Genomic DNA, 26,535 nt, shown 5'->3' on the forward strand with positions numbered 1-26,535 from the left:
TTTTACTGATTATCAATTTATTAGGTAGTTTGTGTTGTGTCTCGAAGGAGTTCTTGGATATTAATTTATATCAATATATTTGCGTCAAAATTGGTGGAAATATGAAAAAGAAGGTTGTGCTTATTCAGGATGATGAAGATGTCCGATATATTATGGATGAAGTGTTGACGGATGAAGGTTTTGATGTTACGTCTTCGTTAACAACTGAGCCCATTGATAATATTGAGAAGATCGACCCCGATATTGTCATAGTGGATGAGCATATCAAGGGCGGGAAGAAGGGTAATAAAGTAATCGAAGAGCTAAAAAATGATCCAGAAACTGAAGATCTATCTGCTGTACTAACTTCAACATCTCATAATTTGGCTCAAACAGCTAAAGATTGTAAAGCTGATGATTATATCGAAAAACCATTTGATTTGGATCATATGGTCGATGTTGTTAAGAAGAATTCATAATCACTGCATCGCTTATGCCGAATGAAACGGAATGATGTCCGTATCGGTACTTTAGGAGGTACGTTATGTTAAATCTGGTTCAGTTTTGCCTTTGTGATGGTTATGATAAGTAGGTACATGGTGAGGTGGAGCTATAATATCGTTGAAAGGTATAGGCTTATCTTTAAAATAGAAAAAGGAGATACAGCTTGTATCTCCTTTTTTTACACATAGACTTGTTTCCAGCGATGAATGTATCTACTCTATTTACTGGCAGGAATGATTGTACTGTAAATGATCTTTCCTTCATGGTCGATGCACTGGGCCAGTAATTGTTCTTGATTGACGGCGAAATACATAAATCCATAAGTAGAGGCTTCAAATTGACTATAGGTCAAACCGTTTTTTACAGGGGTTATTTCAGATCCACTACCGGAAATGAACTGATGGAAAGACTTGTCCTGCACTTTGAGATGCTGCATCGAATGTTCGTGACCAGATAGATACAGAGGAATATGATGTTTCTCAAGCACGGGTTGAAGGACTTTTCTGACGGCTAATGTATCATAGTTTTCCGTTCTTGGCCCCGCGGTATACATGGGGTGGTGTCCTACCACAATCTTCCATTTGGCATTTGATGATTGTAGTAATCCATCCAACCATGCGAGTTGTTTTTCGGGTTGTTGGCCGGCCACATGTGGTCCATATTCGCTATTCTGATAGAATTCTGGAATCAATGGGTTGGTGTCGATAAAGGCAATCAATACCTCAGCGTTACCCTTAATCTTAAATGTTTTACTATAATAGCGTGCTGGCATTTTCCACCTGCGGCTGATGGCACTATAGCGCACCTGGGCATCTGGGTCTGACTTGTAATCATGGTTTCCCAATATGGGATACCAATCCCACTGCAATGAGAAATCGGTATAAATATTTTCAAACGAATAATGCCATAACGGATCGTGCTCACTGACAACCCCTGAAGGGTAAAAATTATCTCCGGTCGAGATGATAAAATCGTTGGGATGTTCGGTAGCCCATTTACCCATTTGCTGAGCCACCTGTACCTGATGGTCGGCACCATTTCGTCCCCAATCACCGATGGCTAAAAAATGCAGATCGTACTCGTCTTTAAGTGCTGCTCGGCTATTGATGTCTTCACTTTCTATTCTCCTAGGTGCTCCCATGGCCATTCCGGCCAAGGGTACAGCAGCCAGACTTGTAGCCATAGCAGTGCCCAGCGTACTTTTTACAAATGCTCTTCTTTTCATGCTCAACTGTTATTAATATCCGTTATTCTGCGTCCATTTTGCATTTACTTCCATGACCGGTCGTGGAACTGGAAATATGCGTCGGAAACGTTCTGAATATCCTGCACTGTATAAGGATTTGAAACCCCAGTCTTCCTCAAATTTGCCATAACGGATCAAATCGTTTCTACGCCAAGATTCATCTGAAAATTCTCTTGCACGTTCGTCCAGTAGATCTGCTAAAGTGGGTTGCACGGTTAACGTAGGGGCATTGACATAAGCACGTACCTGATTCACGAGTGAAAGGGGAGTTTCACCATTTGTAGGTGCAGCTCCACGTAGGATGGCTTCGGCTTTCATCAATAAAATGTCGGCATATCGAAAGATTGGAACATCATTGCTTTGGTTTCTATTGTTTGCCGCTGTAACGTTTACATCCATATAAAATTTGACCGATCGGTAGCCCATTGATCTTCCTTTTTGATCATTACCTCCATTGAGGGTCGGTCCTCCATCCGGACGAAGTTTGATTTCTTTTGTCGTTTCCATGTGCCAGTCAAACGTGGCATTTGCATCGCTTCCTGCATAGTCTTGGTCGATACCTTTTTTAGAGGTCTTGATTAAAAGCGGACGGCTTAAGTCTGGTGCATAGTCTGACCAATAGTATTGAAGACCGCCCATGTAAGCGGCATTTCTATCGTCACCTTTGAGATTGAATTTGGCTAGAAAAGTAGGTAATACGCGGAAAGTACCGCCCACACTTTGAGGTAATGGTGCAAATTGATTTTGCCCACTACGGTGTATCCAGTAGCGTGCATAATTCATTCCTTGCTGTTTTTCTCTGTCGAAAGGCATGGCAAATATGAAATCTTTGATCTGCGGACCATTGTCGGGACGGAATTTTTCCATGAATTTGTGGCTACTCAAATTAAATTGACCCGAGGCAATAATATCATCGCACATGGCTACCACTTGCGATAGTTTTTCATTGGGCATGGTGGCGGTGTAGGTCGCGACATCACTCGTGGTATATACAGACCAATTGAGGTACAGTTTGGCTAGTAAAGCATCGGCCATATACCGCGTTGCTTTACCATATGTTGCGGCAGAAACTTCTTTCGGTAATCGATCTCTAACGGCTAGAAGTTCGGACGAGATGAAGTTGGCGATTTCAGATCGTGATGATCGATCTGGAATTTGGTCGACCTTGCCCGTGATAAGTGGTGCACCACCAAAATTATCCATCAATATAAAGTAAAAATAAGCTCTCATGGCACGCATCGGTGCGGCTTTCTCACTTTCATCGTCACCAAAAATAGCCAATACGTTGTTCGAGAGGTTGATACCAGACATGGCCGCATTCCAGATATCGGGGAGTATGGCATTGTCGGGTGTCCAATTGTGCACATGGAGTTCGCGGAAACGACCACCATCATAGTAATCTGTACCCAAAGCAAGACTTACTGCCTCGTCTGAAGACAGGGTTTGCGCCATCCAATGGTTGTACCCCAATGCACCTCGATATGCTGCATAGACATCTGCTGAAATGGCTTCTGCGGCTCTTTCTGTGGTTGGGAATTCGGTATATTGCGATTTGATATCCACATCGAGGTCGGTGCAGGCAACGAGTGTTGCTGCAAACGCTGATAGGGTAAATAAACGGATATATTGTTTTGATTTCATGATTAGTTTTTCTGATTAAAAGTTGAAGTTTAGACCAAACAAAATGGTGCGGGTGCGTGGGTAGGTCTGACGGTTGTCAACACCAGGAGTAAGACCTCCAAGATCTACTTCAGGATCCACACCCTTATAGTTTGTGAGTACAAATACATTGTTCATGGAAGCATAAAGCTTAACATTTTTCAATTGACCACCGATATTTCGGATGTTGTATGCAAGTCCCAGGTTAGCTAAACGTAGGTAACTGCCATTTTCGAGGTATCGGTCTGATAAATAATGCGCATTGATGTCGGTTGCTTTTTCTGTCTCCATCACACTGGCCAATAGATTCTTTTGGCCGGCATTGCCCACTACATTGGAGTGTCGCGCACGTGTCGCATTCATGACTTTATGTCCAAAAACACCTTGGAACATACCTGTTAAAGCGAAGTTTTTATAGGTTATCGTATTGTTCCATCCTAAGGTTAGTTTTGGCTGTGCACTGCCCGTGATGGCACGATCTTTATTGGTAGGAGTGATGGTAGTTTCACCCGTGCGTTCTTTTGTTTGTGCATCGCGGACATAGAAGGTAGAGATACCATCTTCATTATAACCTGCCCATTCCCAGGTATAATACTGCCCAATCGGAGCACCTTCCATAAGGCGTTGCTGAAATGCATTGCTTTGACCTGCGCCACCTAGGTCGGCTAAATCTACGTAGTCTGTCGAAAATTCTTGGTTTGTGATTCGAGTGACCACATTTTTATTATGGGAGGCTACTATTCCGGTGTTCCAGCTGAAATTTGCTGTTTTTACGGGAACCGCATTCAAGGTCAGTTCGATCCCTTTATTGTTGATTTCACCAACATTGGCTGTCAAAGATCGATACAGATATTTAGTGGTAGAGACTGCATAATCATAGATAAGATCTGTGGTGTTTTTATCGTAATACTCCAAAGTTCCGCTCAATCTATTGTTGAGGAATGCGAAATCAATGCCTAGATTGAGCATTCCTGTGCGTTCCCAGCGTAGATCGGGATTTGAATTGCGGAGTGCTGCTAATGTGCGAAGATCATTGCCGAAAGCATCGGTGTAGAAACTCGAAGTTGCGCCGTAGACTTGTCTGGCGGTAAACACATCGAATCCTAAAGAGTTTCCACTGACACCGTATCCGGCACGTAGCTTAAGGTCATCGAAGAAATTCATATCTTGGATGAACGATTCTTCGGATAGTCTCCAGGCTCCAGAAATTGAAGGGAAGGTTGCCCATCGGTTGTTCGCTCCAAATGCCGAAGATCCGTCTCTTCTTACTGTGGCTTGAAAAAGGTATTTATTGTTATAAGCATAGTTTATACGGCCATAAACAGAGATCATACGTAGGGTGGAAAGGTAATAATTGCCAAATCCCAATAGATCCACCACATTGGCCATGCCCGGATTATAATAACTTAAACCATCATCGTAATAGTCCGAAGTGGTCAGTTGAAAACCGTCGTCATTATTGTTTTCTTCCCAGGAATAGCCCGCTAATGCTGAAAATTTATGCAATTCTCCAAATGTGCGGTCGAAAGTCAGGTTCATTTCCATGATCTTGCGCTCGTCTTCTACTGCCGCGCGGATAGATTTTCCATTTTGGTTACGTGCGGCCATGGATATACTGGAGTAGTATTGTGCGTTATTATATTGGCGGTTTTGTAGAGAGAGATCGATATTATATGTTAAGCTAGGTAAAATTTTATAACCAAGTTTGGCATGTGCCTGTATCATTTTGGTTTTGGTATAGTTCGTGTTTTCCGCTATTAATGATACTGGATTTACGTATTGCGATCGGTCCGTTTTTTCAAACCAAGCACCCGATTCTGTCCGAACAGGTGATACCGGTAGATAATAATACATAGCATCGTATACACTTAATCCATCGCCAAGTGCTAATACATCATTTTGTTTGGAGATACTGGTATTGATATTGAACGAAGCCGTCAGACGATTGTCTAGTGCTTTGGTCTGTACAAATCCGCGCGCAATCTGGCGCCCCAAGTCTGTCCCTTTAATGATCCCATTATTTTTAAAGGTATTGAGGCTAGCGCTATATTGCGTTGTTTCGGTACCACCGATCAGGGATACATTATGATTATTGGATATACCAGTGCGTTCTATCTCACGTTGCCAATCGGTATCTGCACCTAGGTCATCTGTCGGTTCCATCGAAAATTTGTTATCAGCGATGTACTGTCTATACTGTTCACCGGTCATCATTTCATAGCGTTTAGCAATCTTGTCGATCGCTAAATAGCCGTTGTAACTGATGCTTGCCTGTCCAGCTTTGCCTCGTTTGGTGGTGACGATAATCACACCGTTGGCCGCTTTGGATCCGTATATGGCTGTTGCCGAGGCATCACGTAAAACGTCTATCGATTGGATATCATCTGGTGCTACAAGTGCAAGGGATGCCCCAGGTACCCCATCGATTACATAATAGGGTTCCATCGCTTCACCACTTCTTAAGGTAGAAGCGCCTCGTAAACTGATCGATGGCGTAGCATTAGGGTTACTATTGTTGGTCGATATGGTCAGTCCGGGGACCTTTCCCTGTAACATCTGCGCGGGCGAGGTCATGACTCCAACATTCATATCTTCTGCTTTTACCGTAGTGATGGAGCTTGTCAGATCTTTTCGAGAGATACGACCATATCCGATAACGACCTCATCCAAAGCTGTGGACATAGGGGTTAGCTTGACACTTAAAGATAATGGTTTTCCTGGTTGAACGCTGTATCCGGATAGCGTATCCGGCTGAAAGCCTACAGAAGAAAATATAAACTGATAAGGACCACCTTCTGGCAAGTTGTGGAAGGCGAAAAGTCCTTTTTCGGAAGAGCTTGTTGTGAAAGCCTTACCCGATTCCCGATTAAGGCCTTGATGCTGACTCCAGATAAAAACTTGCCATTTTCATCCTGTGTTGCTCCCTTTACTTGTTCCTGTTGCGCCTGTGCATAGGATAACCCCGTAGCAAATAGCGCAAAGAACAACACGCTTTTTTTGAATTGGTTCTGTTTGTTAAACATGATTTTATTAGTAATTGATTTTATGGATTTGTAAGTTGATTGTCGAGGTCTTCATTTTGACGATAGATGGTAAAGGAATCGTCAGATTCTTGTACATAACGGAGGTTGTTGATGAGGCAGATCACTGCAAGGACATCTTGAATTGTTTCACGCTGTGGATCGATACTGCCTGTGTATTGGATTTTGGAGATTTCTTGGTCACCTATTTTTATCGCAATATCATAAGTAGCTTGAAGAGTAACAAAAACTTCCGGTAATGGAATATTGTTCAGTTGGATCAAAGAACGGTTTTGTTTATTTTCAATAGGTGTGCTGATGGTTGTTGCTGCTTTTTTTACAGTACCCATTTGATGCGCTACAATCTGCATATTGGCATCGAATGAAAGTGACTCTCCAGCATTTTTTAAGATGATATTTTTAAAGTGAGGTAGGGCAGCTACCGCGGCAACAACAACTTTTCCGGTATGCAGCTGTACGGAAGTATATGTCGACCTGCTACGTGTATCAATGGTAAAAGCTGTACCTAAGGCTGTCGTTTTCGTTCCGCCGGCGTATACGCTAAATGGACGGGAGGAATCTTTCTTAATTGAAAAATAAGCTTTTCCATCTAAGTAGATTTCACGGTTATGATCAGTGAAATGTTGCGGGTAACGGATGGTGCTCTGTGCGAATAACCTGACCGTTGATCTGTCGGGTAAGGTATGTGTTTGGATGGATGTCTTTTTATTGGTCAATGAGATCCAAGTGGTATCCTGCTTGCTATCTGCTTCTTCGTGCTGTTGTACCAAGGTTGGCATAGCGGCGTATGGAGCTGGTTTTATCCAAAGCCAAATACCCAATGATAATAACAAGAGCACTGAAGCAGCTGCATAATAGGTAAACCGCTTAAGATGACGTTTATTGTTACTCTCATTTTCTTGCTGTTGCGTTTCCTTGTTGATTTCGTCATGAATGTGCTGAGCCATTTTTGTTGAAGGAGCGACCTGATGAGTATCTATTTCATGGGACTGCCATTCGTGATCGGGAAATAGATCCTCAATAATGGATGGATCTTTCCAGATATACTTTCGTATTAATTGCCTTTCAGGACGGTTATGCTGGTTGTTTGTTTTCTTTCTTCTGAACCTCATATTAGCATTACGTGGTCCGGCATGCTTTCCCTAGCGAGTTAACAATTATTTAATCTAACCATTGGGTTAAAGAGGGAGTGTTTGTGATGTAATAGGCTTATTATGAATCTGATATAGTTGATAAAAATAATATATTTATTTTTATGCTAGGTATGCCTGAGCTTCTTTTAAAGCATAATAGAATATAGGTGCTGCTTGAGTTGTAGCAATGCTTTGCCGATATGGTGTTCGACAGTTTTTGGAGAAATGGAGTATAGTTGCGCTATTTCTTTATGTGATAGTCCTTGTTTGCGGCTAAGCTCAAATACAAGACGACGCATTTTTGGCATATTTTCGATATCCTGTTCCATGATTTGCAACAGATCTTTACTTTCAATCGCTGTAATCAAGCTGTCTGTAAATGGCGTGTTTGACGATTCGCCTTCATATTTAAAACGATTGGCTTCTTTTCGGAGAAGATCGATCATGACTTGACGAGCCATACCAAAAATTTGGATATTGATGCCTAAATTCTCGTTCAATTGGCTCCGTTGCTTCCATAATTTGATAAATGTAAGTTGGGTTACTTCCTCAGAAATGTATTCGGAACGTGTTTTTAGTATAATAAAGCTATAGATCTGCTGATGATACTGTTCATACACCAGATCAAAAACTTTATGGTCATCTTCTTTAATAGCTTTAATATGTTGCATACTAGAGCAAAGGTATCATGTCCTTTCTGATTATTTGTTAAGTGAATATTATGGTTTTGTAAATTAAAATATATTGCACTGGAATTGGTGTTGTTGGAGACGATGATGGGGGATAAAGATGAAAAGAAGCGTGAAGGATCTCCTGATCTAACAGGACAAATGTGGGATAAGGAAGATGATCTATCGGAATCTGATTTGGGTTTATTTAACCTGTTTTTTTGCTTTTCTAAGAAAGTTTATCTACTATCACGGTTCAATAACAAATTAGGTAGCGATGATGTTTAAAAAACTAGTGTCTGTAGAGCCATTAAATTTAAATCTGGCAGCAGAAAGGGCACTGCATAATTTTGCAGAGGAGGTCATCATGTATGATGATATCCCATCTTCTACTGTTGAAATGGCCGATCGCATCGGCGATGCAGATGCTGTATTGATCAGCTATACTTCAAGGCTGGGTAAAGAAGCATTGGACGGTTGTCCGAATGTAAAATACATCGGGATGTGCTGCTCTTTATACAATCCTGAAAGTGCCAATGTGGATATTGCTTATGCACAGACGCGTGGTATCGAAGTATCAGGAATAAGGGATTATGGAGATGAAGGTGTGGTTGAATATGTGATCAGTGAGTTGGTACGTTGTCTACATGGTTTTGGAACGACCAATGATGGTGGACCGAGAGCACCTTGGGATGGTGTGCCTAGAGAAATAACGGGAATCAAAGCGGGTATCATCGGGTTAGGTAAATCGGGTGGTATGGTGGCTGATGCACTCAAGTTTTTTGGAGCGGATATTGCTTATTTTTCACGGACGGAAAAGGAAGAAGCTCATACAAAAGGCTATCGGTTCCTACCTTTAAAACAATTGCTCGAGGAATGTGAAGTGATCATCACCTGTTTGAATAGAAATACGGTGTTGTTGCACCAAGAAGAATTTGAGGTACTGGGCAATCGAAAGATCATCTTCAATACGGGATTGTCACCAGCTTGGGATGAAGCACCTTTTTCGGAATGGATCGATGGCAATAACCGATGTTATTGTGATACGTTGATCGCTTTGGGGGATGAACGTTTTCTGTCGCATCCGAATGTCAATTGTATGGAGATTTCTGCAGGCCGTACTCGTCAGGCGTTTGACCGCCTGAGCGAGAAAGTACTGGCAAACCTGACCAATTATATTAAAACACGATCGGAGAGGTGATGTTGATCAAGGTATTGACCACACTCCAACCGGCTATTTGAGCTGTTGAGCTATAGACATCGATCACCGCGTGGACTTGTTCGTTTTTAACTTCTATACGGTGATTGTCGCCTATAAAATTGGGGGTGGAGGTTACCGATACTTTTATGTTTTCGGGACCAACCGATGCCAATGATGCTGCCACTGCTACGTTTACACTGGTCGGAAATAAGGCGATCGCTTCTTTTGCATTACCGCGGAAGACGGTTCGCTTCGCGGTTTCCAATGTTTCGTCATATACGCTAGATTTGCGTAACGAATGGGGGCTTTTCTCGGTATCAAATGTAGCGACACAATTGCCCATTAAGGCAGCGGTACGCATTACATCGAAACCTCCAATGGCTCCAGATACGAGATGCACGCGCGCATTGTTTTCCTTGGCGGTCTGCTTTACTTCTTCGTAAAATTCGGTATTTGCAAATGCACCTATGGATAGTGTGATGATGGAAGAGCCATTTCTTAAAGCGGGTAGAGCCAATTCGCGCATCGCATAGGGGGAAGCGGCTTCTATGATATAATCGGGTTTGAGGCTAAGGAGCTCTTCTATCGAGCCGCAGGCTGTACAGCTATATCCCGTTTTAGCGGAATCTATTTTATCGGCAATAGACTGCGCTTTTTCAGCTGTTCTGGAATAAGTCGCCATTAATTTATAATCGGGTAGCAAGCCTCGATTTAATGCGTCTGTAACGATTGTAGCCAATCTTCCACAACCGACAATAGCAAGGGTATATGTTTTCATAATGCTTACAACTTACTGTTTTTTTTTGATATAAATTCAATGGACAGGCTTGGAATGGGATTTTCATAATGAAATTATTACAACGTTTTCGTCTTTCGGACAATCGATTGTTTACTTAATCGGATAGGAATAGTTATACATGGTCGGTACTTTCGAATATATAACAAATAATAAAACTAAATTATATAAGACCATTAGATAACCCATATTCTATCTAATTTTTTATATTATATCCATCTACCAAACAATAGCAAGTTGTCATTGATCTTATCGCTTTGCGGAAATTTGTAGCGTAAATGTTTTGCTGCCTTTAATTTTGGTATAGCTAGATGAAAATCGGGAGAAGCGATGTTGTTATTCTCATATGGTTTAGTTTAAGATATGTTATTTGAAATTGGATATATTTTATTCATTAATATATTGTAAACCAAATTTTCGTATGAAAAAAAAACCTTTTTATGCACTAACGATGTGCTTCATTAGTTTATTATCTTCTTGTAAAGTAACCGAAGATAATTTAAATCCGGTTCCCCAGCCGGAAACGACTGAATTGGCAGTGGCTGATTCTATTCAGCGATTTCTCGTTACTCCTTCGGCATCTGCAGTGGCCGATCGGTTACAATTTAGGGCCAACCACAATGATATGCAGGCCACAGGCTATTACGCGATCCCCAACAGTAGTGTTACCCTAAAAGTTAAGACGCTCTCAGGAACTACCTCCGCTCGTGTAGCTATAGGAACTCCATTTAGAGATAATATTCGTCCAGTAAGACAGTATGTCGACTTAGTAGAGGGCGAACAAACATTTCAGGTCGATCAATATGGTGGATTGGTATACTTGATCTATACCGCCAATAATGGAAATACGCAAGGCGAAATGGAGATTTCTTTTAAAGATGGATTTGTTGCCGCACCATTTTTCGAGAAGGGAAAAACTACCCATAATCAATGGGTAAGAACATTGGATTCGTTGAAAAATATGGTTCCAGATGTGGTTTTCTCTTCTGATCGTACGGTTATGGTAGCGAATATGGATGAAGCTTTATTGTATAAGGATGAAGATCAGCAGCTTATTGTCGAACGACTTGATTCCATCATTGGGTATGCAGATTATATCAGTGGTTTAAGTGGCACTACGGGCATACATGCCATTCCAGACAATAAGCATTTGATCACGGTTAGAGATTCTGCTTCTGGAGGTTATATGGCTGCTGGTATTTCGATTTACTATACTGAGTCTCTTTCTTACCGAATGCTACAACCTAAATATCTATCGAACACCAATGGATGGGGAATCTGGCACGAAGTGGGTCATACTTATCAACAGAAAGCGTGGACATGGGGTGGACTGACCGAAACTACGGTCAATATATATTCTTTGGCAGCAGAAAGGGGATTCGGATTACCGGTTAGTCGTATTACTGCTAACAATTCATGGCCAAAAATGGATAGTTATTTTCAGAAACCTATAGCGACCCGTAGTTATAATGCTGGTGATAATGATTTGAAACTTATTATGTTCTATCAGTTGGGATTGGCTTTTGGAGATGACCTTTATATAAAAATGAGTCGATTGACGAGAGAAGAGCGACCAACGGTATCAAGTGATGAGGAGAAAATGCGTTATTTCATGCTCAATACTTGTAAAATAGCTCAAAGAGACTTATCGGACTTTTTTAGAAAATGGGGATTTGTAGTGAACGAGTCTATTTATACAGCGATAGCAGATCTAAATCTACCTGCACCTGATGTGGACCTGACTACACTTAGGGATTAGTCTTTAGACCGGTGCAATTTTTTAGATGCTAGGGTAATATGCCTTGTAAAGAAAAGACAATTACCTTAGCATCTTTATGCCATACACCAACTCGACCGTGATGTAGATTTGGGATGAGGTGACTATTGGAATAAAAGTTAGGTGTCCTGAAGGGTTATTATCAATTGGCCAAGGTCAATTTTTTTCGTTCTGAGACAGTTAATATCGGACTTTTAAAGTCCCTCTGGAGGTGTAGATAATTTGTTAGCATTACATGATTTTTTCGAATATTTTATCTCCTTTCTACTCTCTTTTTTTAATGAATTGTTGTCATTGTTGTATCTGTAACCGTAAAAATGGTATGCATTGCTGTAATCTGTATAAGTATAATTCTAATTAAGCTAGCGTAATTTGTATTGTTATTTTATATCGGTGTTTATTGTAACAAACGTTGTTCGGAATCCTGAATTGTATATCCTTAAAAATTAAGGAGTAAGTAAACCCAATTGATATCTTGAAATTATAACAAGTAATTGAATAAAGATTTAAAATTAAAATATTGTAAGCTATGGAAACAACAAATATAAAAGCTTTCGGAATTGAAGAATTAGGTGAAAAAGTAAAAGAACTAGTAATTCAGCGACGAGAAGTTAGCGCTAAAGATATTGAGATTGATATCTTGTATTGTGGAGTGTGTCATTCTGATATGCATCATATTCATGGAGATTGGGGCAAGGAAAAATATCCTTTGATTCCGGGACATGAAATTGTGGGTAGAGTAACAAAAGTTGGTAGCGATGTGACGAAACTGAAAGTCGGTGATCTTGCAGGTGTCGGCTGTTTGGTAGATTCTTGTCATACTTGTGATAGTTGTAAAAAAGATCTTGAACAGTATTGTTTATCGGGATCAACAGTTACTTATGGCGGTATGGATAAACACAGTGGTGGCCATACTTTTGGTGGATATTCTGAAAAAATTGTAGTGGATGAACATTTTGTGCTGAAAGTGCCTGCTAATCTTGATCTGGCAGCTGTTGCACCATTGCTTTGCGCGGGAATAACAACGTGGTCTCCATTGAGACACTGGAACGTTAAAGCAGGAAGTAGGGTTGCAGTAATCGGATTAGGAGGATTGGGCCATATGGCAATCAAGTTAGCGAAAGGTTTGGGAGCGGAAGTGACCTTATTCTCTAGATCTCCAAATAAAGAAAAAGATGCATTTGATTTAGGGGCTGATGCGGTTGTTATATCGACAGATGAAGATCAAATGAGTTCAGTGCAAGGCAAATTTGATCTGATCATTGATACTGTGCCTTATATTCACGATGTGAATCCTTATATTTCTACCTTATGTATTGACGGGACTTTGGTTTTAGTGGGGTATCTAGGTGGACTTGAGCCTATACTGAATACTGTACCTTTAATTATGGGTAGGAAATCTGTGGCCGGATCCTTAATTGGAGGTCTTGCTGAGACACAAGAAATGCTCGATTTTTGTGGGAAACACAATATTGTTTCGGAGATTGAAATGATCAATATGCAGGACATCAATGCGGCTTATGAAAGAATGCTTAAAAGTGATGTAAAGTACAGGTTTGTAATCGATATGGCATCCTTGAAAGGTTAATTGGGAATAAAAGTATCGGCAATCTATTTTTTTGAACAAGGAAGTTTTAAAGATACAAATTCACTTAAATGCAGCCGTTTAATGGGAGCTTATGCCTCAAGGCCATTGGCAATCTTGCCAGTCTGTAAGCATATGGAATAGTAAACCTACAGCAACAATACGTGTTTTAGGGAAAAAGAGTAAAAGGAAGTAAACTGCAATTGCATAATAGGAGTGAAGTGGGTGAAATCCTATACTGCAGCGGTCTGCCGCGAAAATTGGAGTAGCTAATAGGTGGTCCAGATCGACTAACATCGTAGCAATCATAATAAGCCAGGCACGTTTCCATTGTTTCCTGAAAAACAAAAAGGAAAGTAATCCCGGTACTAAAAAGTGTAAACTATAATGAACGAATGGTTGTAGGTAATGTAAGATGTCAATATCCATTTGTAAACGAAATGTAGTGATAGTAGTAGCTTTTTAATCCTTTTAACTGCTGTAAAGATAAGAATCCAAAAGTTAAATATTAATAGCAATCACTAAGCTATTGTCTGTTTTTTTATAAAGCGCAATAGTTGAAAACAAAAAGGCTTATCAGTTATTGGATAAGCCTTTTTGTTTTTAGTAGTTTATAAACGAATGGGTATGTTTTTGACTCTTTTAACGATAAGATAATCTCTACATAGCTGCTTCAACCGCAACGATCTTTTGGCCTTTTGTATCAATGAAATAATATTCATAGCTATCTTCATCTTCCGAGACCATGGCCATATTGTCTTCGAATGGAATTGCGGTCGCAAATTTGAAAGGGATTACTGTTTTACCGGTATTATCGATATAACCAAATTTGCCATTTTTTTGCGCTAAAAAAATATTTCCTTGATCAGGTAAACCTAGATAATCATACCCACTGGCTATTTTTTTGTTGTCTTTGATGCTATGTAAAGCATATGTGAGGTCTTCCATCGTCACAAAGTAATCTTTATTGTGCATGAATATCATTTCATACTTTGCGGGAATGATAATTTGTTCCTTTTCATTCATCAGCCCCATTTTATTATTGATCGTAAATTGTAAAAGACCTTCTTTTGGAAAGCTGATCATTTCATATTTGGCAGGGATAAATACGTTTCCATCGGCATCTAGTAAACCGTATCTATCATCGTTTCCACATAGAAATTTGGCGTCATCTTCAGAATAGGTTAGGTAGTCATACTGTACAGGTATAATTTCTTGTCCTTGTAAATTTATTGCTCCTTGTTTGTCCGCTGAATCATAAACGATGGCTACTCCATCTTGAAAATAACCGATATTAGCATATTTTGGTTGGATGATTATCTCGTTATTTTCATTTCTCAAACCATAGGCACCATGCTCATCGACAAAGAAATAGCGGTCCTCAGCGACTTGATTTTCAGTATAACCAACAGCACTATCAACTTCCATTGGGCTGTAATCCTCTGGAATTTCGAATAATGAGGTTGCCAATTCTTCTGTTTTTACTTGGCTGGCCATAAAACCATTTCCAGCGACCATGATTGATAATGGCGCACCTGGTAACATTTCTAAGAAATTATACTCTGACCACGAAACAAAAGGGATCTGTTCGGTATACCAGACCTCCAACTCTATTCTCGTATCTGTATCTTCATTCGGCTCAAAAGTGATCAGGGCAAGTTTACAGTTATATCCCGCGATGTTTTTTTCTTTTCCTTTGATATATTGAATCGGGATTTGGCTATAATCATTTTTAACACCGTCATTAAGAATGAGATATTCTTGTGATTGTGGTATCAATAAAAACGTTCTATTGCTTTTTTTATTGGTAATTTCGACATGGCTCTCGTCATGTGTATAAGAAATGCGTGTAAAGTCTTTATTTACCCATGCACGCACGTGATCATCGAGTAGTTCTTCAGCATGGACACTGTAATCAATTCGAAAGAACTTGGTAGATTGTGCTAATACAGTTAAACTAGTTAAGCAGACAGCAGCGATTGTTAACGTTAATTTTTTCATATTCTTAAATTAATAATGCAAATATTCTGTTTTTAATCATAGCTTTTTATCCCTGCTTTCGGCTAGTTTTGTGGAACAGTTCATTCCTTCAAATATCCCTAATTTCAGCTATAGGATAAAGTTTCCAATAGGCATAATTTTGCAGTCAGTAATTGTAAATAATTAAATCATGGATAAAAATAAAATGAATTTGGGTGAAGCTAATCAAGGAAAAACAGTGGCGATTGTGTCGTACCTGACTCTTATCGGGCTTGTTGCAGCTTTAGTAATGAATAATAGTAATCCAACTTCGCTTGGACGGTTCCATATCCGTCAAAGCATCGGCATTACCGTTTTTGCTATGGCTTTGGGAACATTAAGTTTTATACCTGGAATAGGTGGGATACTTTCAAAAGTAGCTGGTATTATCGTTCTCATTGCACTTGTTTTGGGAATCTTAGCTGCTGTTAATAAACAAGAAAAAGAAGTACCTGTTGTTGGTCAATTTTTTCAAAAATGGTTTTCAATGATCTAAAGTAAAGTTTAAAGAGGTGCCTATTCTAATTGGCGGCTTTTCTGAATAACTACGCATGAATGAAAACTTATTTAAATAAAGAATCTTATGAAAAAAGCAGGTTTATGTCTTTTAGCTGTACTAATCTCTAGCACTGCGTGGGCACAATCACCTAGTTTTAAGGTGAAAATTATTCAAAATGGAATTGCCGTAGAACCGAAAGATGATGTTTATTACCTTAAAAGTGAGGCGTTTTCATTTGCATTCACTGCACAGGATGTGGACGGGTTTCTGGTAGGGGCAACTTTTGATGATGATTTGTATCGCTCTGCAATAGGAACCGTAGATTTGGAAGTAAGCTGGTTTGCAAATACCGGAATCGCAGATGGTCGTTTTAATCCAGATCAAGAACTAATGGTGACTAATGATGCCCCAAGTTACTGGTATTATACAGACAATATGGACCATCGATTTGATGAAAATCCCACGGGAACTGCGGATAATTATGTGGCAAAGAGAACAATTTTAAGGTTTAAGGATCTTGCCGTAGACAAAGTAATTCCTGTGGAAGATTTTAAAAAATCTGTTTACATCTATATGTACAGTGGAGATCGTGATGATGATTTCAATTTAATTGATATCGAGACGCTTTTTTATGGAGAATTGAAATTCAATACGCTATAAGCTTAAATAGAGAGCTATTATAAATTTTATTTATAATAGCTATTCTTCTTGTTTAAGTATGGATACCCACCATCCTTTTGCTCAATAGGATGGCGGGTATTTTGTTATACAGTTCAATACTCATGAATTGAAAATGATTGTTACCAGCGCCCTCCTGCGCCTCCTCCTCCTGAAGAACCACCTCCAAAACTTCCACCTCCCGAACTTCTTGAGCTGCTGGATCCACTTCCAGAACTACTTGAGGTGGACCTGACCAATCGTGCTGTGCTACTGGTGCCATGAGATAGGGTATAGCCACAGTATTTACACAATTCATACTTTTCTTCTAATCCTCCAGCGGTATAAGTTGCCTTGGTAATCGTTTTTCGTAGATCTTTTTCTAATGTTTTATAATGGCATTGCGGGCATGCCACTGTATTGTTGTTCTTGTCCCAAGGGATTAATTTAGTTTCACTCGTCTTACTGTTTACCCATACTTCGTATTCACGACTATTGATTTTTTCTTCCATCAATTGTCCTGCGTCTAAAAATGACTTGATCTGTTTTGGACTGGTTTGGTCTCTGTTCATTCTTGACCAATTTCCTGAACTGTCGGGTGCTTCCAGTCGTCCTGCATGGAGCTGTAATCGTTTGATGGATCTCCCAAAATCTATCCATGCCAAAGGACTTATCAACAAGGGGATGAAATTCCATTTCAGAAATCGGCGTACGGCACGCTGAATATTTTCCTCATCTTTATACGATGCTGTGACCACTGTAAGTCCGGCATTGTACTTCATCGCTAGCGTAATAACAGCAAAAATGAGCAAGAAATAGGGCAGGTTTTTAACTTGGTATACTTGTTCGACATTCTCCAAGACAAATGCGAAAATAAATATGGTGATAAACATCAACATACCCATACAGCCGCAACCACTGATCAAAGGTGTGAAGTAATTGCTTTTTTTGGTTATTTTCCCTTTTGTCATTTTGGTTACAGCGGTAATCCAGCCATAGAGCAATATAAATAAGACTATAACTAATACTGAATTTCGTAAGGTCGGGTTTTTAATATTCCAGAAAGGGATGGATTCGGGCATTAAGCTGTCCAATTCGGCCTGTGCATCTGGCGAGCCCAACACTTTTTGGATAAATCTTGCGGTCTCCAAGACCCCTCTGTCATATTCATCCTGTCGGAAATTGGGTACTAGATACTGCTCGCCAATACGCTTCAGGTAGGCATCTGGCAATATGCTCTCCATGCCATAGCCTGATATAAAGCGATATTCATGTCTGTTTTTAGCAATAAAAAGAAGTAGACCATTATTACTTTCTTTCTTCCCGATCCCCCAGGTATTGAATAGTTTTAGTGCAAACTCAAAGTCGTCATCGCCCAAGTAGTCGTCGACGATAACGATTGCAAATTCACATTTTGTGACCGAATCGATTTGCCAACTTATCGCATCGAGTTCGTTCGCTACGTTTTGAGAAAGGATATGATCGGGATTGGAAACAAAATGGATCTGCCCTTGAGTTTTGGGATTAGGAATGTTCTCAACGGTATACTGAGCAAAAGTAGCGGATGACCCTATTAGAAGAATTAGGGTAAAAACGGTGTGACTAATTTTTTTTAGAATTGTTGACATTACCTAAATTAAATTTTGTGTTTCGAACGTTAAAAACCCTTCATGCCCAGCTGTTTGATCCTGCTATACTATTTTGGATCTTAGAATGGAAAATATAAATGCCTATAATTTGGTCAATCAGATTAATTTTCATAGAGGTTTATTTTTCAGTGGAAATATACGGATTTTTTAGATGGTCGTATGTGAAAATTAAAGCCTTTTGACTTGGGTTAATTTGTTGTGAATTTAGGAATTTATGGTAAAGCTTGGTAAAATATAGAGTGTAATCTCTCTTCTTTGATTTTATTGTTAATCGCTGATACGTATAATACGCAGCTAAGATTAATAAAAACAGGGCCTCAGTTTTTCATCCCAGTTTTTATTGATTCAAATTATTTGTATCATTGTGTAATCACGACCAATTGCGTGTATGATAAATACTTAATATTAAACCGCCATGTCAATCCATAGTAAGAAAAGTTGATTTCTGCTTTTTCAGAACAAGATGCTGTTAAGTTTGAACGAGCTCAATCATACAATTGAAACTAACCCTTATTCATAAATTAGATGAAAAAAATCCAGTTATTGATTTTATTGCTGATGCCTTATTTTTTATCAGCAAGCACCTATTATTTAGACCCAACAGCAGGTAAGGATACTAATTCAGGCCTTTCTCCTCAAGACGCCTGGAGAAGTTTTAATAAGTTAGCTAACCTTCGCCTGAATGCCGGAGATTGTATAGCATTGAAACGAGGGGAGGTATTCGATCAAGTTCTAGAGCTTTCAGCTCAAGGTAGTTTTTTGGAGCCTATTATGGTTTCCGCCTATGGTCAAGGTCATAAGCCGATCATCAGAGCACCTGATCATTCATTATATGCCGTGCGCATCTTCAATAGTTCCTATTTGCAGCTCAAGGATATAGAAGTTGTCAACACGGGTTCCACAATATTGCCCAACCGTACCGGTGTTAAGCTCGAGAGTAGCAATTATGGAACAGCCCATACCCTTGTATTGAGTGGTTTAGATATTAGAGATGTTAATGGCAGCTTGGTGAAGGGCGAAGGCGGAGGCTCGGGTATTTTAATCGAAAGTCGAGGTGATTCCATCCTTTCTAATTTTGATGCATTATTGATCGAGGACTGTACCATCAAGAGATGCCAGCGGAATGGGATGATTTGGAGCGCCAACTGGAATCGGTACCACCGATGGTTCCCCAGTACCAATACCATTGTCCGAAATAATTTTATCCAGGGTGTTCCTGGGGATGGTATTGTACCCATTGCCTGTGTCAATACCTTGATAGAATTCAATAAAATGGTAGATTGCCCAGAGATTTTGCCACAAACCGAAGCTGCGGCCGGATTTTGGCCTTGGAGCTGTGACAATACAACAATCCAATTTAATGAAGTTACGGGGCATAATGCTCCTTGGGATGCACAGGGATTTGATTCCGATTATAACTGTCGGAATACCGTTATTCAATACAACTACAGCCACCAAAATGCTGGCGGATTTGTATTGATATGCAATTCTGGTGAATCGCGCGATCAAATAGGCAACATAGGTACTCGGGTGCAATACAATTTGAGTATAGATGACGGAAACCGCATTAAACCTACTCGTGTGGGTATGTTTTCACCATCCATTCATATTGCCGGGCCTGCAAAAGAGACATCGATTTATAGAAACATCATCTATGCTGGCCCCAAAAGTGCTGAAAACGTACATCGCTCAGTACTCACCTCGGATTCCTGGGGTGGGTATGCCGATCAGACTAAGATTTTTGAAAACATATTCATAGCACAGCAAAAATCGAGTTTTGATCTGCAGACTTCTACCAAGAATTTAACGATGGACAATACCTTTATCGGTGAATTTGATTCAAAGGTTATTCTAGCGAAGACCAATAGGATGAATCCGGATTTGAAGGGCTATTCAGCAGAGGCATTGCGAGCTAGATTTTTAAAAATTAAATGTATCGCGCAAGGCAAGCAGGAAATCGTTTATTTGGATAGACAAGCGTTGGAAGATTTTTTTGATCAGACCGCTATTTCCAAATGATAATGATTTAAACACTAGATGCTGAAACTTTATGTCAAAATGATACAGGGTTCATTCTCTGTGTTTTCTATACAAAAAATAATGTTGCCATGAGATAATGCTGTTTGCTTTTTCTTTGGATGCTATTCCACTTAGTATTTGACCTTTTGAAAATCTTATCTATTATTTTTCATATTGTTTTAATCTGAGTGAATTATTATTTTATATTGGCCAGAATGGCATAACGTGGATATTTTTAATCTGCAAATAGCGGAATCGTATCATTAAGAAAGTCAGCCCTATGAACGTAAAAAAAAATGCTTAGCTTCAGGTCAGATTTCTATAGAAGTGTATTTTTTTGAACACAAAAAAAGTAATCTGTACTCTTGTATGCCTCAAAATATTTGGAATTCACATTTCTTAACTACTAAATTGTAAAGTGCAATGCATAAACTTAAAAGAAAAGGTATCAGATCTCAATTGAAAGAAAGAGATATATTTTCCAATAAAGGAGATTATGGTCATGCACTTATCATTGCGGGTCGAAAAGGCAGTATGGGAGCTGCTGTGATATCAGCCAAGGCAGCGATAAGGTCGGGTGTTGGATTGTTGACGGTAAGCGTACCCGCTGATGAAAGACTTATTATGCAAACTACTGTCCCCGAAGCAATGCTCGATATGAGAGAAGAAAAGCAGCATCAGATAGAAAAGTTCTCGGCAATAGGGATAGGCCCGGGTCTGGGTACCGATAGCGCTTCGGAAGAATTGTTGATTAAGGCCCTGACGCAATTTAACAAGCCTTTAGTGTTGGATGCAGATGGATTGAACATCATTTCTAATGCAAAAAAACTGTTGCTGCAGATACCAGCAGGGACCATCATCACACCTCACCCCAAAGAGTTCGATCGGCTGTTTGGCACCCATCAAAATAGAGAAGATCGGATCAATACCGCAATCAAAAAAGCAAAAGAATACCATATCATTATTGTATTAAAAGGGCATGAAACGGCGGTAATATCGGATGAGCAAATCGTGTACAATACCACCGGTAATGCTGGTCTTGCAAAAGGCGGGTCTGGAGATGCGTTGACCGGGTTGATCACCTCCTTTTTAGCTCAGGGATATGTACCTTTTAGCGCCGCGAGTATAGGTGTGTTTATTCATGGTTTGGCAGCTGACCTTACCTTAAAAACGCAAACTATGGAAACCATGATCATAACTGATGTTATTGAGAATTTTGCTAACGCTTTTAAAAGAGTCCGTCAATAAAATTTGTTTCTAAGTAAGCCTTATCTCTCTTATTATAAGGTTAATTGATGTTATAGTCTATTCTTGAATGTTTCATAGTTTGTTGAATTTTATTTGCATTAAAATTAATTTTATTATTACCTTTACTCAAGGTTATAAGCCAATCATTTTATGAAAAAAACACTGCTTTTGCTTACCTTATCTTCGGGGTTATTAACGCTGCAACAAGGGCTAGCGCAACAAATGAAAGATTATGTTGTCACGATGAAAGGAGATACCATCTATGGTGAAATGGGCTCTGTGAAAAATAAAAAGGTCTATATGCTGGTTAATGGTGAAAAGAAAACTTATTAACCTCCTCAAATTTATCGTATATATAACCACAATACGGATAAGCATTACGCGACCTCTTTTATAGAATTGGGGATGGAGAAGATAAAAGATTCGGATCCCAAAATGTATGTCATAAAAGAAAAGGTGAGATTGAAAAACAAACCACTTTTTACAGAAATATTGCATGATGGGGATATCATCGTATATAATTTTAAAAGGCAAGGTAATAGAGGTAGTTTTTCGACACCTACTAATTTTTATTATGCGCTGAAACGATCAACTGGTGAAATTGCAGAACTGAAGATGTCTGGTTTTTTCCTGTTGGGAAGAATGTCTAAGAAAAACCGTAATCTCAATTTAACTAAAATGATGGAAGATGAGCCTGAATTGATTGAAAGACTAGAGAATGAGGAAAAGGTGGATTATGATGTGTTTTCCAATTATATAAAGGAATACAATGTGCTAAAAAAAGCACAAAATGTAAATCCGCTGGAAATATTCTAGTCCAATAAAACCCCACATTAAACATATCTGTTTACCTATAGATGAGAGGAAGAAGGAAGCCTAAAGTTGTGACTAGGGCTTCTTAATTTACTGTTCTATATTCAGTAGGCGACATCCCTACTTTTTGCTTGAACAGTCTGGTGAAATGTTGGGGGTAGCTGAAGCCCAACTCATAGGCGATCTGGCTGATGGATTTATCATGGTCGAATATACGTTGCTTGGCTAGGTCGATTACCTTCGTTTGGATATATTCTTGCGCTGTAATACCCGTTTCGCTTTTAATCAGATCTCCAAAGTAATTTGCGGAAAGGTTTAGTTCCCAAGCGAAATAGGCAACGGTAGGTAAACCTTTGGTTGATGCCTTGTTCTCTGAAAAATAAGCCATTAATAAATCTTCAAATTTTTCCAGTACTCCTTTATTCGAGTGATCTCTGGTTACGAATTGTCTATCATAAAAACGGTTACAGTAGTTCAAGAACAGTTCAATATTAGATGAGATTAATGTTTTACTATGTTGGTCTATGCTGTGTTCCATTTCATATTGAATTTTGGAAAAGCAATCCAGTGCAATCTGTCGTTCTTTTTCGGATAAGTGCAATGCTTCGTTGACATCGTAAGAAAAGAAGTTATACGCTTGAATTTTATCTCCTAAAGAAGTCCCTTTTATTAAATCGGGATGGAACAGCAGGGCCCATCCATAAGGTTGAAATGTCGTAACATTGGGCTGAACACCTAGTACTTGTCCAGGTGCGATAAAAACGAGGGTACCTTCCTGAAAGTCATAGTTATGACGACCGTACTTCAATTCTCCACATTTTATTTCTTTTAAATATATAGCATATAGGCCAAAGTTGAACGTCTGTGCTGGCATCGGTACGGCTTGCGATAGGTCGATGACGGTAACTAAAGGGTGCAAAGTCTCTACACCACGCATTTTGTTGTAGGTGTCTACACTATCTAATTTTATTATATCTTCCATAACCATTTGCTTTATTAATTCAAAATTAACGATTTAGTATCATATCTGCATGGGATTGAGTAAGTAACCGTAAAAATGGTAGGTATAACCGTAATCTGTATACGGACAAATCAAATTAATCTGTTCAATTTTGTTATATCGTGCTAAAAGGAAGATGGCATTGAAGCATTTACTGAGTTTGAACATAGTTATTAATAAGCTTGTCTCTTTTGTAATATAAAACTCTCAAAAGAGTTTTAAATGTTTGTGAAACTGAAGTATAACCATTAAAAATAAAAAGAATGGAAAATAATAATCGTAGAGATTTCTTGAAAAAAGGAGCATTATTTGGTACCACATTATGGGCGAGCTCTGCATTAGGAGTTGTTGGATGTAGTAGCGCAGCTGATAAGGAACAGAACAATAGTGAAAATAATAAAGCTGTTCTAAAATCAAAAATTAGGACGTTAGGAGCAGGAGAACATCGTATAGAGGTGTCGGCTATGGGTTTAGGATGTATGGGGATGAGTTACCACAGGAGTTTTGTTCCTGATCGAAAGCTAATGATCGATTTATTACGCAAATCTCCAGAATTGGGACTGAATTTTTATGATACTGCAGAAGCTTATGGTCCATTTTTCAATGAAGAACTTGTGGGAGAGGCCGTGGCTCCGTTCCGTAAGGAAATCATTATTGCAACCAAATTTGGTTTTAAAAATGGTAAGCCTGCAGATGGTTTAGATAGTCATCCCGATCGTATACGAGCTGTAGTTGAGCACTCATTAAAAAGCCTGAGAACAGATTATATTGATCTGTTGTACCAACATCGGGTGGATCCTAATATCCCGATTGAAGATGTCGCAGGAACAGTTAAAGATCTGATTGCTGAAGGTAAGGTTAAGCATTTCGGAATGAGTGAAGCTAGTGTGGAAGTAATCAGAAAGGCGCACGTCGTTCAACCTTTGACTGCTTTACAGAGTGAGTACTCTCTATTTACACGCCAGCCCGAAAAGGATGTAATTCCATTATGCGAGGAATTGGGTATCGGTTTTGTGCCTTACAGTCCATTGAGCCGTGGGATGATAACCGGCTATCTGAATGAACGTTCTAAATATGATGCTCGTAATGATAATAGGCCATCTTTACCTAGATATCAACCTGAAAATGTGATCGCTAATTGGAAATTGATCGACACGTTGAAAGAATTTGGAGATTATAGGGGATTAACGGTGGCACAAGTTGCTTTAGCTTGGCTATTGGCTCAAAAACCTTTTATCGTTCCCATTCCAGGTACAACTAAATTGGCTCATTTACAAGAAAATCTTTGGGCTGCTGATTTTGAATTTTCGACAGAAGAGCTACAGGGGCTCACGTCAAAATTGAATCAGATAACGATTGTAGGCGATCGCTTGACTGGTATTTCTGCAGAGCAGGTGAGAAAATAACAATTGCAAGGTATCTTTCCAATAAAAAGAATATAAAATACACAAGCATCCGCAGAAGCTTGTGTATTTTTGCATAAAAAAAGTAATGAACGCAGTACTTCGATATTTGAATCCACATGGTAAAATAAATTATAGCGTAGAGCTATTAGCCGGATTGACCGTTGCTATGACCATGATTCCTGAATCATTGTCATTTGCAATATTGGCAGGTCTGTCTCCATTGACAGGTCTTTATGCCGCGTTTATGATGGGTTTGGTCACCGCTTTTTTAGGAGGACGGCCCGGCATGATATCTGGTGGTGCGGGTGCAACTGTCGTTACACTCATCGCGCTGATCAGTATGCACGGTGTCGAATATCTGTTTGCAACAGTGGTACTCGCCGGTGTTCTGCAGTTTTTGGTGGGTGCTTTTAAATTCGGAAAGTTTGTTCGATTGATTCCTCAGCCAGTGATGTATGGCTTCTTGAATGGTTTAGCTGTTATCATCTTTATGTCTCAGGTAGAGCAGTTTAAAGTAGTCGATGCTGATGGTGTCACGCATTGGCTTTCGGGTTCTACTGGATACATTATGCTTGCCTTGACGTTATTCTCTGCGCTTCTGGTTTATATATTTCCAAAGATATCGAAAGCTATCCCAGCTTCCCTGGTTGCCATCCTTGCTACTTTTCTGGTCGTATACTTCTTTAAAATAGATACCAAGACGGTTGGTGATATTGCTTCTGTTAAAGGTAATCTACCTGCGTTCCACATACCGATGATACCCTTCAATTGGGAGACGTTGACGATTATCTTTCCTTTTGCGTTGGTCATGGCTTCTGTTGGTATGATTGAATCCTTGTTGACGTTATCGATGGTCGATGAGCTTACTGCAACCAAAGGTAATGCTAATCGAGAAGCTATGGCACAGGGTACAGCAAATGTTGTTAATGGCTTCTTTGGTGGCATGGGCGGTTGTGCCATGGTTGCGCAAACTTTGGTCAACATCAACGCGGGCTCACGCTCGCGTCTATCGGGTATCATTGGGGCATTGACCATTTTAGCGATTATTTTGGTGGCAGCACCTTTTATCGAGCTGATACCTATGGCAGCCTTGGTAGGGGTGATGATGGTCGTGGCTATCGGCACTTTTCAATGGGTTTCTTTTCGGATCATCACGAAAATGCCTAAATCGGATATCCTTGTTGGTATGTTGGTTGCACTGATCACAATTGTGCTGCACAACCTGGCTTTAGCTGTGCTAGTTGGTGTCGTTATTTCTGCCCTGGTCTTTGCCTGGGATAATGCAAAACGTATCCGTGCACGAAAAACGACCGTTGAGGAGGGAAATAAAGTATACGAAATATATGGGCCGTTGTTCTTTGGTTCTGTGGCTGGTTTTTTGGAGAAATTTGAAGTTAGCGAGGATCCAGAGCTCGTGATTGTCGATTTTAAAGAAAGTAAGATAACGGATATGAGTGCTATCGATGCGGTCAATAAGTTAGCTGAAAAGTATAGAATGCAATCCAAGACGCTAAGATTGCGTCATTTGAGCCAAGATTGTAAGGCAATCTTGAAGAAAGCAAATAGTTCGGTAGCGATAGAGATTTCGGAAAATGATCCAACTTATAAAGTAATGCCCAAATAAATTTTAGCTACT

At 39.6% G+C, this 26,535-nt stretch carries 24 protein-coding genes; 13 read left to right on the top strand and 11 right to left on the bottom strand.

Translation table 11 applies throughout. The features are described 5' to 3' along the window. Positions 1-101 precede the first annotated feature (101 nt). Positions 102-458, top strand: coding sequence for a two-component system response regulator (locus tag KO02_RS10035; RefSeq protein WP_038697993.1), 357 nt, complete (start codon positions 102-104; stop codon positions 456-458). 242 nt (positions 459-700) lie between these two features. Here KO02_RS10035 and KO02_RS10040 read toward each other — a convergent pair whose 3' ends face one another. From KO02_RS10040 to KO02_RS10065, 6 genes are all read right to left on the bottom strand, one after another. Further along, positions 701-1,708: a purple acid phosphatase family protein gene (locus KO02_RS10040; RefSeq protein WP_038697994.1), complete on the bottom strand. Its 1,008-nt coding sequence runs from the start codon at positions 1,706-1,708 to the stop codon at positions 701-703. A 12-nt stretch (positions 1,709-1,720) separates the two neighbouring features. Continuing rightward, positions 1,721-3,370, bottom strand: coding sequence for a RagB/SusD family nutrient uptake outer membrane protein (locus tag KO02_RS10045; protein WP_038697995.1), 1,650 nt, complete (start codon positions 3,368-3,370; stop codon positions 1,721-1,723). A gap of 15 nt (positions 3,371-3,385) precedes the next feature. Beyond that, the gene (locus KO02_RS10050; RefSeq protein ID WP_200878630.1) at positions 3,386-6,190 is read right to left on the bottom strand and encodes a SusC/RagA family TonB-linked outer membrane protein; all 2,805 of its coding nucleotides are present in this window, start codon (positions 6,188-6,190) and stop codon (positions 3,386-3,388) included. Continuing rightward, a complete protein-coding gene (locus KO02_RS23965) occupies positions 6,148-6,411 on the bottom strand; it encodes a hypothetical protein (RefSeq protein ID WP_038697996.1) in 264 nt (87 codons plus the stop codon). The genes KO02_RS10050 and KO02_RS23965 overlap by 43 nt, the downstream gene beginning before the upstream one ends. Before the next feature lie 20 nt (positions 6,412-6,431). Then, entirely contained in the window at positions 6,432-7,541 is a 1,110-nt protein-coding gene (locus KO02_RS10060) for a FecR family protein (RefSeq protein ID WP_038697997.1), read from the bottom strand. A gap of 167 nt (positions 7,542-7,708) precedes the next feature. Next, the gene (locus tag KO02_RS10065; RefSeq protein WP_038697999.1) at positions 7,709-8,233 is read right to left on the bottom strand and encodes a sigma-70 family RNA polymerase sigma factor; all 525 of its coding nucleotides are present in this window, start codon (positions 8,231-8,233) and stop codon (positions 7,709-7,711) included. Between the two features lie 84 nt (positions 8,234-8,317). Between KO02_RS10065 and KO02_RS10070 the strand changes: the two genes are divergently transcribed. Further along, on the top strand, positions 8,318-8,518 hold the full coding sequence (locus tag KO02_RS10070) for a hypothetical protein (RefSeq protein ID WP_144243299.1): 201 nt from the start codon (positions 8,318-8,320) through the stop codon (positions 8,516-8,518). Then, positions 8,508-9,431, top strand: coding sequence for an NAD(P)-dependent oxidoreductase (locus KO02_RS10075; protein ID WP_235212384.1), 924 nt, complete (start codon positions 8,508-8,510; stop codon positions 9,429-9,431). Before KO02_RS10070 ends, KO02_RS10075 begins: the two co-directional genes overlap by 11 nt. Here KO02_RS10075 and KO02_RS10080 read toward each other — a convergent pair. Beyond that, on the bottom strand, positions 9,409-10,209 hold the full coding sequence (locus KO02_RS10080; protein ID WP_038698003.1) for an aspartate dehydrogenase domain-containing protein: 801 nt from the start codon (positions 10,207-10,209) through the stop codon (positions 9,409-9,411). The two genes, KO02_RS10075 and KO02_RS10080, sit on opposite strands and share 23 nt — an antisense overlap. 439 nt (positions 10,210-10,648) lie before the next feature. Here KO02_RS10080 and KO02_RS10085 point away from each other — a divergent pair, with 439 nt between their 5' ends. Together KO02_RS10085 and KO02_RS10090 are read left to right on the top strand one after the other, a co-directional pair. Further along, the gene (locus tag KO02_RS10085) at positions 10,649-11,986 is read left to right on the top strand and encodes a M60 family metallopeptidase (protein ID WP_038698005.1); all 1,338 of its coding nucleotides are present in this window, start codon (positions 10,649-10,651) and stop codon (positions 11,984-11,986) included. Positions 11,987-12,533: 547 nt separating this feature from the next. Beyond that, the gene (locus KO02_RS10090) at positions 12,534-13,592 is read left to right on the top strand and encodes an NAD(P)-dependent alcohol dehydrogenase (RefSeq protein WP_038698007.1); all 1,059 of its coding nucleotides are present in this window, start codon (positions 12,534-12,536) and stop codon (positions 13,590-13,592) included. A 96-nt stretch (positions 13,593-13,688) separates the two neighbouring features. Here the strand turns inward: KO02_RS10090 and KO02_RS10095 are convergent, their stop codons facing one another. Next, positions 13,689-14,018 carry a DUF6122 family protein gene (locus tag KO02_RS10095; protein WP_038698009.1) on the bottom strand — a complete coding sequence of 110 codons (330 nt, stop codon included), beginning with the start codon at positions 14,016-14,018 and terminating at the stop codon, positions 13,689-13,691. A 231-nt stretch (positions 14,019-14,249) separates the two neighbouring features. After that, on the bottom strand, positions 14,250-15,590 hold the full coding sequence (locus KO02_RS10100; protein WP_038698010.1) for a WG repeat-containing protein: 1,341 nt from the start codon (positions 15,588-15,590) through the stop codon (positions 14,250-14,252). A 169-nt stretch (positions 15,591-15,759) separates the two neighbouring features. On the opposite strand from KO02_RS10100, the gene KO02_RS10105 reads away from it, so the two are divergent. Further along, positions 15,760-16,104, top strand: coding sequence for a DUF4870 domain-containing protein (locus tag KO02_RS10105; protein ID WP_038698012.1), 345 nt, complete (start codon positions 15,760-15,762; stop codon positions 16,102-16,104). An 87-nt stretch (positions 16,105-16,191) separates the two neighbouring features. Next, complete coding sequence (locus KO02_RS10110) at positions 16,192-16,767, top strand: hypothetical protein (protein WP_038698014.1); 576 nt, start codon at positions 16,192-16,194, stop codon at positions 16,765-16,767. Positions 16,768-16,907: 140 nt separating this feature from the next. On the opposite strand, the gene KO02_RS10115 is transcribed toward KO02_RS10110, so the two are convergent. After that, positions 16,908-18,392 (bottom strand): TPM domain-containing protein, encoded by a 1,485-nt coding sequence (locus KO02_RS10115; RefSeq protein ID WP_051959853.1) that lies wholly within the window; start codon positions 18,390-18,392, stop codon positions 16,908-16,910. A 546-nt stretch (positions 18,393-18,938) separates the two neighbouring features. Between KO02_RS10115 and KO02_RS10120 the strand changes: the two genes are divergently transcribed. From KO02_RS10120 to KO02_RS10135, 4 genes are all read left to right on the top strand, one after another. After that, positions 18,939-20,432: a right-handed parallel beta-helix repeat-containing protein gene (locus KO02_RS10120; protein ID WP_051959854.1), complete on the top strand. Its 1,494-nt coding sequence runs from the start codon at positions 18,939-18,941 to the stop codon at positions 20,430-20,432. A gap of 423 nt (positions 20,433-20,855) precedes the next feature. After that, the gene (locus KO02_RS10125) at positions 20,856-21,680 is read left to right on the top strand and encodes an NAD(P)H-hydrate dehydratase (RefSeq protein ID WP_051959855.1); all 825 of its coding nucleotides are present in this window, start codon (positions 20,856-20,858) and stop codon (positions 21,678-21,680) included. Between the two features lie 150 nt (positions 21,681-21,830). After that, on the top strand, positions 21,831-22,013 hold the full coding sequence (locus KO02_RS10130; RefSeq protein WP_038698016.1) for a hypothetical protein: 183 nt from the start codon (positions 21,831-21,833) through the stop codon (positions 22,011-22,013). 72 nt (positions 22,014-22,085) lie between these two features. Continuing rightward, positions 22,086-22,496 carry a hypothetical protein gene (locus KO02_RS10135; RefSeq protein WP_038698018.1) on the top strand — a complete coding sequence of 137 codons (411 nt, stop codon included), beginning with the start codon at positions 22,086-22,088 and terminating at the stop codon, positions 22,494-22,496. A gap of 82 nt (positions 22,497-22,578) precedes the next feature. On the opposite strand, the gene KO02_RS10140 is transcribed toward KO02_RS10135, so the two are convergent. Continuing rightward, positions 22,579-23,475 carry a helix-turn-helix domain-containing protein gene (locus tag KO02_RS10140; protein ID WP_038698020.1) on the bottom strand — a complete coding sequence of 299 codons (897 nt, stop codon included), beginning with the start codon at positions 23,473-23,475 and terminating at the stop codon, positions 22,579-22,581. A 281-nt stretch (positions 23,476-23,756) separates the two neighbouring features. Between KO02_RS10140 and KO02_RS10145 the strand changes: the two genes are divergently transcribed. Then, positions 23,757-24,899: an aldo/keto reductase gene (locus tag KO02_RS10145; RefSeq protein ID WP_081918351.1), complete on the top strand. Its 1,143-nt coding sequence runs from the start codon at positions 23,757-23,759 to the stop codon at positions 24,897-24,899. 85 nt (positions 24,900-24,984) lie between these two features. After that, positions 24,985-26,523: a SulP family inorganic anion transporter gene (locus tag KO02_RS10150; protein WP_051959856.1), complete on the top strand. Its 1,539-nt coding sequence runs from the start codon at positions 24,985-24,987 to the stop codon at positions 26,521-26,523. The last annotated feature ends 12 nt before the right edge of the window (positions 26,524-26,535 follow it).

The sequence above is a fragment of the Sphingobacterium sp. ML3W genome (genome assembly GCF_000747525.1).
Lineage (GTDB): Bacteria > Bacteroidota > Bacteroidia > Sphingobacteriales > Sphingobacteriaceae > Sphingobacterium.